At 64.3% G+C, this 7,788-nt stretch carries 5 protein-coding genes; 2 read left to right on the top strand and 3 right to left on the bottom strand.

Annotated features, from left to right (window positions below; all coding sequences use genetic code 11):
- On the top strand, positions 1 to 1,247 hold a 1,247-nt coding region (locus tag EMO90_RS11935; RefSeq protein ID WP_150395006.1), incomplete at its 5' end, for an acyltransferase.
- A gap of 357 nt (positions 1,248 to 1,604) precedes the next feature.
- Here EMO90_RS11935 and EMO90_RS11930 read toward each other — a convergent pair.
- Both EMO90_RS11930 and EMO90_RS11925 read right to left on the bottom strand, forming a co-directional pair.
- Complete coding sequence (locus EMO90_RS11930) at positions 1,605 to 3,794, bottom strand: GDSL-type esterase/lipase family protein (RefSeq protein WP_190972126.1); 2,190 nt, start codon at positions 3,792 to 3,794, stop codon at positions 1,605 to 1,607.
- A 478-nt stretch (positions 3,795 to 4,272) separates the two neighbouring features.
- A complete protein-coding gene (locus EMO90_RS11925; protein WP_190972127.1) occupies positions 4,273 to 6,777 on the bottom strand; it encodes a glycosyltransferase family 2 protein in 2,505 nt (834 codons plus the stop codon).
- A gap of 386 nt (positions 6,778 to 7,163) precedes the next feature.
- On the opposite strand from EMO90_RS11925, the gene EMO90_RS11920 reads away from it, so the two are divergent.
- Complete coding sequence (locus EMO90_RS11920; RefSeq protein WP_223849871.1) at positions 7,164 to 7,469, top strand: GIY-YIG nuclease family protein; 306 nt, start codon at positions 7,164 to 7,166, stop codon at positions 7,467 to 7,469.
- Positions 7,470 to 7,659: 190 nt separating this feature from the next.
- On the opposite strand, the gene EMO90_RS12775 is transcribed toward EMO90_RS11920, so the two are convergent.
- Complete coding sequence (locus tag EMO90_RS12775) at positions 7,660 to 7,782, bottom strand: hypothetical protein (protein ID WP_223851267.1); 123 nt, start codon at positions 7,780 to 7,782, stop codon at positions 7,660 to 7,662.
- Positions 7,783 to 7,788: the final 6 nt, after the last annotated feature.

Raw genomic sequence — 7,788 nt, 5'->3', positions numbered from 1 at the left:
CAGCGCGGACAGAGAGACAGCCCCGGCGGCACCCGCCCACCACGCCCCCCAACCCGCCCCCCGCCGCCGCCCATGCCGCTCCGATCCCATCTCGCCCAACCGCGCCCGCCCGTCCAACCGAGCCAAACGCCCCCGCCCGCATCGCCGGCCTCGACATCTTGAAGACCCTCGCGATCTTCTTCGTGATCGCCTACCACGCCGGGGCGGGACTGTACGCGGCCGCGCTTATGAAGGATGCGCCTCACGCCGTCATCTCCCAATTGAACTACTTCGCCACCGGACTGCTGGCCACATGCATACCGATCTTCTTCTTCGTCAACGGGGTGCTGCTGTTCAACAGGCCGCTGGACATCCGTCGGCACATCCGCAAGATGGTCACGCTCATCGCGCTCACGGTGGTGTGGAGCGTGGGCACGCAGGTGGCGTTCGTGGCAATGGGACAGTGGGAGCGTCTGTCGGCACGGCAGATCGTTCATAACGTGTGGCAGCCGGTGAACCAGCTGAACAATCATCTGTGGTTCCTGCCGGCGCTGTTCGTGATGTACTGCTTCTTCCCGCTCATGAAAAGCGCGTTCGATCAGCATCGGGGCTGGATCGAGGCGTTTACAGTGGTGGCGGTGCTCTCCACGTTCGTAGTGGTGGGCGTGCAGATGCTGATCGACGTGTGGCAGTTCCTCCGCTACGGCAACGTGGGCAATCAGGCGACCGTCGACATCTGGAACCAGTTCAATCCGCTGAGGGGCATCGAGGGGTACTCGCTGGTGTACTTCATGCTCGGCGGCCTGTTGTCCAGTCAGCGCCAGCCCGGGCATCGCAGGGCCGATCAGCGCAGCACCGAGTGGATCCCGGCCCTGATCGTCCTCATTGCGGCGATGGTCGTGTACTTCGGATACAACCTCACATTCGCGTTCAGCGGCCAGCCCGGCCACGACGTGGTGTGGGGCTACAGCAACCCGCTGGTACTGATCATGACCGTCTCGCTGTACTATATGCTGCGCAAGGTCCGCCTGCGCACCCGGATCGCCTCGTGGGTCTTCACGCTGATCGGCGCGAACACGTTGGGCGTGTACTTCATCCACTGGATCCTGATCGCCGCGTTCCGCGCGCTGCACATCAACTTCATCGCGATGCTGGGTCCCGGTCTGTGGGCGTGCTGCGCGGAGGCGCTTGTCATCCTAGCTATCAGCTGCGCGATGTGCTGGCTGATGCGCAGGATCCCGGGCGTGCGGCGATTGGTTATGCTGTGAGATGCTGAGGCGGGGTGTTAAGGATCCTTCGACTACGGCCCGTTGGGCCTCCGCTCAGGATGACAGGGGTGTCTTTCCGTCATCCTGAGCACTGAGCCGTGAAACGGACAGCCCGGTGGGCTGTCCGTAGGCGATGGGAGCCGCCGCCAAGGCGGCGACGGTCCGGCGCAGCCGGACACCGTCAGGGCGAAGCTGAAGGATCCTTAACTTCCTGCACTATGGCTTTGCGCGAAATGATGAAGGATCCTTCGACTCCGCTGCGCTCCGCTCAGGATGACGGAGGAAGGGGCTTGGGCCTCCGCTCAGGATGACGGGGGGTGGCCCGGCTCCGCGTGCTCAGGATGACGGGGATGGTGCTTAATACTCGGCGGTGTAGAGCGTCTGCTCGAGCACCCACCCGGCCTGCACCAAGCTACTGGCCTCGGTGGCGGAGGACGTGTAGTAGTGGCCGTCGGCGTTGGACGGGGACTGGGTGGGGTTGTAGAGGCGGTAGACCGGGACGGTGCCGTTCTGGGGAAGATAGCAGTACGGGGTGCCAGTGATGCCGTCGGCGCCGGTTTCGGCGGTCCAGCCGATTGCGGTCAGGGACTTGGCCTCGCCGTGCGCAACGAGCAGGTGCTCGCCGTTGTTGGGGTTGTAGACGCGGTAGAGGGCTGTCGATCCGGGCGCGGCGCTGGAGGCCACGGGGAAGCCGGAGTCGAGGCCCTGACTCTGCCATTCCAGGGAGATCAGACGGTTGTACTCGGCCAGGGACGTGGTGTACAGATGGTCGCCGTTGTGCGGGTTGTAGAGCACGCGCAGCTGCGTGGTGGCCTTCTGCCTGAGTGCGTTCATGGCGGTGCGCAGGTTGGAGATGGCCTCCGTGAATCGGCCGTCCGCGGCATCGGACGCGCCACCGTACAGGCTCGCCCCGGCCGCTCCGCCCGTCGTCCCGGAACCGCCCGATCCCGAGCCCAGCACGTTCTTTGCGTTGGCGAGCGCGCTGGCGAATGCGGGCCATTCCTCGGCCTCGAAATCAGCCTCGGACAAGGCGGAGGCGGTGTCCACCAAATCCTGCAGCTCGCCGCGGCCCGTGCTCGGGTCGACGGGCGCGCTGGGTGCGGCGATCACCGCGCGCAGGGTCTTGGTGAAGATGGGCTGGTAGAACTTCTCGATGCCGTCGAGGTTCGGATGGATGCCGGAGGGCTGCTTGGACGGGTCGTCATAGGTGACGGTTTCCGGGGTGCCGGGCAGGCCGTTGGCGTCGAGCTCGTCGAACGAGTACTTTTTGCGCTGCGTGTCCACGCGCGTGTCCAGACCGGAGTTGGCGTACACGTCGGCCACGGTCACGCCCCATTTCCTGCAGATCTTCAGTTCCAGATCGTGCAGCTGTTGCTCGCCGTAGGAGCCCACGTAGCCCATTTTCGCGGCCGTCACGTAGATGATCGGCGTACTGGGCCACTTCTCGTGGAACGTGCGGATGGTCTGCTCGAAGTACTGTGTGTATTCCTCTTCATCCGCGGCGGTGGTGTTGTCCAGCGGGGTGTCGTTGGTACCGCCGTTGAACACGATCACATCCGGATCGGGCGTGTTGGCGGACACGTTCGCGGCCTGTTTGAGGATCTGGCCGCCGTGCTGCGCGTCGATCTCGCTGGGCAGGATCGTGGCGCCGTTGCGCGCGTAATCGTTGAGCTTGAAGCCTTCTGCGTACGACGCGAAGGTGACGAAGCCGGCCTGGTCGTACAGGAAGCCGTCGATCAGGCTGTCGCCGAACGCGTAGACGCGCTTGCCCTTGAGCGGGTATGCGGTGGAGGTGTCCGTGCCGGTGAGGGTGAAGTCGTCGATGGTCTGCGCGCCCTCTCCGCCGGCCTGATAGGCCACGGCATACATGCGGTACAGGCTGGTCGCCTTGGTGGCCGCCGTGCCGCCCACAACAACATCGCCGTCCTTGTCCTTGACGCTGTATTCCACGGTCTTGGTGGTGAAGTCAGCATGCAGGGCGATGGCGTACGTCTGGCTCAGATCGGCCGGCTCGTACGTGTAGGAGGGCAGGCCGCTGTCTTTGCCGGCGCTGCTCTCGTCCACGGCGGCACCCTTGGTGGCCACGCCGATGCGCTCGTTGCCCGATTCGTCCACGCCGCCGGACAGCGCGAACAGCAGACGGCCGTATAGATCGCGCAGCTCGATGCCGTTGCCGGACTGGTCGTCCTCGGCGTCCACGGACCATGTGAATGCCAGATCGAACTGCTTCTGGCCAATGACCTCGGGATCGAAGTCGCGGTGGGCGGCATGGCCGGCGCCGGAGCGCGGCTCAAGCGTCAGCGCGCCGCCGCTCACCGTGGCGTCGGACGAGAAGCCGAAGTCCGCGGGCGTGGTCTGGGCGTCGAACGATTCGTCGATCAGCGTGGCGCTGGTCTGCGTGGCTGAGGCCTGGGTGGCGGTGGGAGCCGCCGCGGCGACGGTGCCGGAGGACGCCCAACCCTGCGCATGGCTCACCGAAATGCCCACGCCGGCCACCAGCCCGACGGCGGCCAGCACCGTCAGCATCCGTGAAACGATTCTGTTCATATGCACTTTCCACATTGCGTTCAAACTAGGGCATAGCTTACTACGGTGGGCGGCAAAGGGGAGCCCTTCCGTCATCCTGAGCGCTGAGCCGTTAAGCGGGCAGCCCAGTGGGCTGCCCGTAGGCGAAGGGAGCCGCCGCCAAGGCGGTGACGGTCCGGCGCAGCCGGACATAGCGGAGTCGAAGGATCCTTAACCTCCTGCACCATGACCTTGGCGCGAAATGGCGAAGGATCCTTCGGCTACGCCCTGACGGGCTTCGCTCAGGATGACGGAAACGGTTCTCCGTCCCAAGCGGAGCGCAGCGGAGTCGAAGGATCCTTGGCCTCCTGCACTATGCCTTGGCGCGAAATGACGAAGGATCCTTCGGCTACGGCCCGTTGGGCCTCCGCTCAGGATGACGGGGGTTGCTGCTTTGTTGGGCCTTCGCTCAGGATGACAAGGGACGGCCTTTGCGCCGCGCTCAGGATGACGGACCCGGTCAGTACCGGATCTTGTAGTTGCCGTCGTACTGGTTGAGGTTCAGGTTGATGAACCGGCCCGGGCGCAGCACGGGGTTCCACTTGAGGAAGAACCGGCCGTACTCGTCGTCCGCCCTGCGCTGCTTGCGCGGATCGTTCTCGTCGCGCCCGCGGGACGTGTGCTCGTTGTGGTAGAGCAGCGCCTTGGGCTCGAACACGGTCACATAGCCGGCCTGCTCGGCCTTGAGGCACAGGTCCACGTCGTTGAGCACCACGGCCAGGGACTCGTCCAGCCCGCCGAGCTGTTCGAACAGCGCGCGCGGGATCATCTGGCAGGCGCCCGTGATAGCCTCCGGATTGTACGGGTAGCGCATGGTCTCCATGTAGCCGCTGTCGTCCGCGGCCAGATCGTATCCCATGTAGCCCACGTTGTTCACGGACACCCACACGCCGCCGTGCGAGACGATCCCATCGCGGCAGATCAGCTTCGCGCCCACCACGCCCACGTCCGGGCGGGCCATGTAGTTGACCATCGCGCCCAGCCATTCGGGGGCAATCACCTCGGTGTCGTTGTTGAGGAACAGGATGATCTCCCCGTCGGACTGCTTGGCGCCGTAGTTGCAGATGGCCGAATAGTTGAAGCCGTGGCCCTCCCAGGTGACCACCCTGACCTTGTCCGACTCCTTCTGGATACGCTCGTAATACGCGAACGTCTCCGGCTCCACGCTGTTGTTCTCCACAAGCGTGATGTCGTAGTTCTGGTATTCGGTCTTCCTGAGCACGGAATCGACGCACTGGGCCAGCATGGCCGCATGGTCCTTGGTGGGGATGACGATGCTGACCTTGGGATCGTGGTCGCGCGCGTATTCGGTGCGGTAGCGGAACGGCAGCTCGGACTCGCGCACGGTGGCCTTGACGCCGATGCGCTCGAAGTGCCGGCTCAGGGCCAGCCGGCCGGCGTCGTCCGCGTAGGGCTTGCTGCCGGGATTGGAGCTGGTCGAGCCCTGGTGGATGCGCCAGTGGTAGAGCACGTACGGAATGGCCCTGATGGACCGGGCCACCTCGGAGATCTTCAGGATCATGTCGTAGTCCTGCGCGCCGGCAACGTCCGCGCCGGACAGTTCGATCTGCGAGAGCGCGTGGCGGCTGACCATGAGCATGTGCGTCACGTAGTTGTACGCGTACAGCCAGTCGCGGTTGAACTGCGGCTTGAAGAACGGGTGGTTGTATTCGCCGTTGTCCAGACGGTCCTCGTCGCAGTACATCAGATCGATGCCGCGATCGTCCTGCAGTGCGGAGACGTACTGGTACAGGGCGTCCGGCTCGATCACGTCGTCGTGGTCCACGAAGGCGATGTAGTCGCCCGTGGATGCGGCGATGCCCACGTTGGTGTTGTCCGCGATGTTCTTGTTCTCCGCCTCCATGATGCGGATGCGCGGGTCCCGGTACCTGTCCAGAATCGCGTCGATCTGCGCGTTGCGGCCGCTCACGTTGACGAGCACGAGCTCGAAGTTGGCGTACGACTGGCCGAGCACGGAATCGAGCATGGCGGTCAGGTATGCTGCCGGGGTGTTGAACAGGACCGAGACGACGCTGATCTTGGGCTGGTACTCCCACGCCTTGATCGCGTCGCGTTGGGCGGCCAGATCGTTCACGTTGGCACGGCGGCGCTCGAACCAGGAGGGGTACGACGGCTCATGGTAGGCGTTGCGGGTGCCGTTGAGCGTGCCGTTGACGAAGCCCTCGAACATGGGGGCCAGGATGCAGGTGAAGTTGCCGTAGGGGTGGCCGTGGCCGTCCTGGGTGGCCTCGATGCACAGGGTCCGGGGGTCCTTGGGGATGCGCACGGCGTACACGCGCTCCCACATGGGGGCGTTGAAGTCGCCGCGCGTGAACACGTCGGTGTCCTCGATGATCATCGGCGTCGCGTCGATGGGGGTGGCGGAGGCGTCCAGCACGCGGATGGCGATGTCCCCATTGGCCATGTCCCGCTTGGGGAAGCGGACCGTGAAGCGCACGGACACCTCGCTGGGGCTCACGGGGAAGATGCCCGTTACGTAGAGGTATGGGGACACGGCGAGGCGGCGCTGGTCGAAGCCGCGGATCTCGGAGGCCAGTTCCGGATGGAACTTGTATGCGAGGCGGGACTTGATCTTGCTGGCCAGCGCCTTGAAGGGGAATTCGAAGACGGGGGCTACGGCGGTGCTGCCGTTCTGCTCCGTGCCGCCTTCCTGTTCCGTGCCGCGATCGTACAGCCTGATCTGCAGGTCCGTGCCGTCCAGCAGGGGCATGGCCACCACGCACGATCCGATGCCGCTGTTGTCCAGCGCGTGCTCGTCGCCCGACCGGCGCACGGCGGTGGGATCCTCGTTCGGGAAGGCGTACGGGTAGATGCCGCACACGATGGTCTGACCGTTCTTCGCCTCGGCCACCGCCACCAGACGATCGGCCCTGAGCCCCTCGCCCGTGATCTTCGCGTAGCCCTTGCCGTCGCCGCGGCACATACATTCAATCGAATACGACATGCTTCTCCGTCCCGGAATGATCAACTCGTACCAGATTACTTGCGATGTGACAGAATGCGCCACTCCACACAGGGTCATAATGCAGAAAACCAAGGATCCTTCGGCTTCGCCCTACCGGGCTTCGCTCAGGATGACCGGAGAGCCGCTTTCTGTCATCCTGAGCGGAGCGCAGCCCCCTCCCGTCATCCTGAGCGGCGCCCCGGCGGTCGTCCCCCGTCATCCTGAGCGGAGCGTAGCGGAGTCGAAGGATCCTTAACCTTCCGCACCATTGACTCAATGCGAAATGACGAAAGATCCTTCGACTCCGCCCTGACGGGCTTCGCTCAGGATGACGTTGGTGCCCTCCGCTCGCTCAGAATGACCATCACGCCTGTTAGCCTGAAATCATGATGACCGTGTACATGCTCACCAATCGGCACAACACGGTGCTGTACATCGGGGTCACGAACAACATCGTCCGGCGCATGCATGAGCATCGGAACCATACGGCGGACGGATTCACCGCGCGCTACAACGTGTCGAAACTGGTGTACATGGAGACCACGCCCGATCCCATTGCGGCGATCGCGCGCGAAAAGCAGCTCAAGGGTTGGACCCGAGCCAAGAAGAACGCCCTGATCGAGGCCGCCAACCCCGAATGGCGTGACCTATGGCCCGACCTCGCCGGCGAGCTAAGCGATTTCTCATCCTGAGCGGTGCGGAGTCTCCCCTCCTGTCATCCTGAGCGAAGCGCGCAGCGCGCAGTCGAAGGATCCTTAACCTTCTGCACTGTGGCTTAGTGCGATATGACGAAGGATCCTCCGCTTGCGCTCAGGATGACAGAAGCAGCAACGTCATCCTGAGCGCAGCCGAAGGATCCTTAACACTCCCGCCTAAGCGGAATCACTTCGCCTGGGAGTACACGCTGAAGCCGGACTCCTCGACCGTCCAGCCCAGGCCGGCCAGCCTGTCCGACTCCGCCTTGTCCGTGGTGAACAGGTGCTCGCCGTTCCACCGGTTGTACAGGCGGTA

The sequence above is a fragment of the Bifidobacterium vespertilionis genome, from assembly GCF_008698145.1.
GTDB lineage: Bacteria > Actinomycetota > Actinomycetes > Actinomycetales > Bifidobacteriaceae > Bifidobacterium > Bifidobacterium vespertilionis.
The sequence above is the reverse complement of the archived record's forward strand: the minus strand, read 5'-3'. Positions and strand labels throughout refer to the sequence as shown.

Bases quoted from the DNA above. Each gene is read 5' to 3' on its own strand.
- EMO90_RS11930 (WP_190972126.1), bottom strand. From the start codon at position 3,794: ATGAACAGAATCGTTTCACGGATGCTGACGGTGCTGGCCGCCGTCGGG.
- EMO90_RS11925 (WP_190972127.1), bottom strand. From the start codon at position 6,777: ATGTCGTATTCGATTGAATGTATGTGCCGCGGCGACGGCAAGGGCTAC.
- EMO90_RS11920 (WP_223849871.1), top strand. From the start codon at position 7,164: ATGATGACCGTGTACATGCTCACCAATCGGCACAACACGGTGCTGTAC.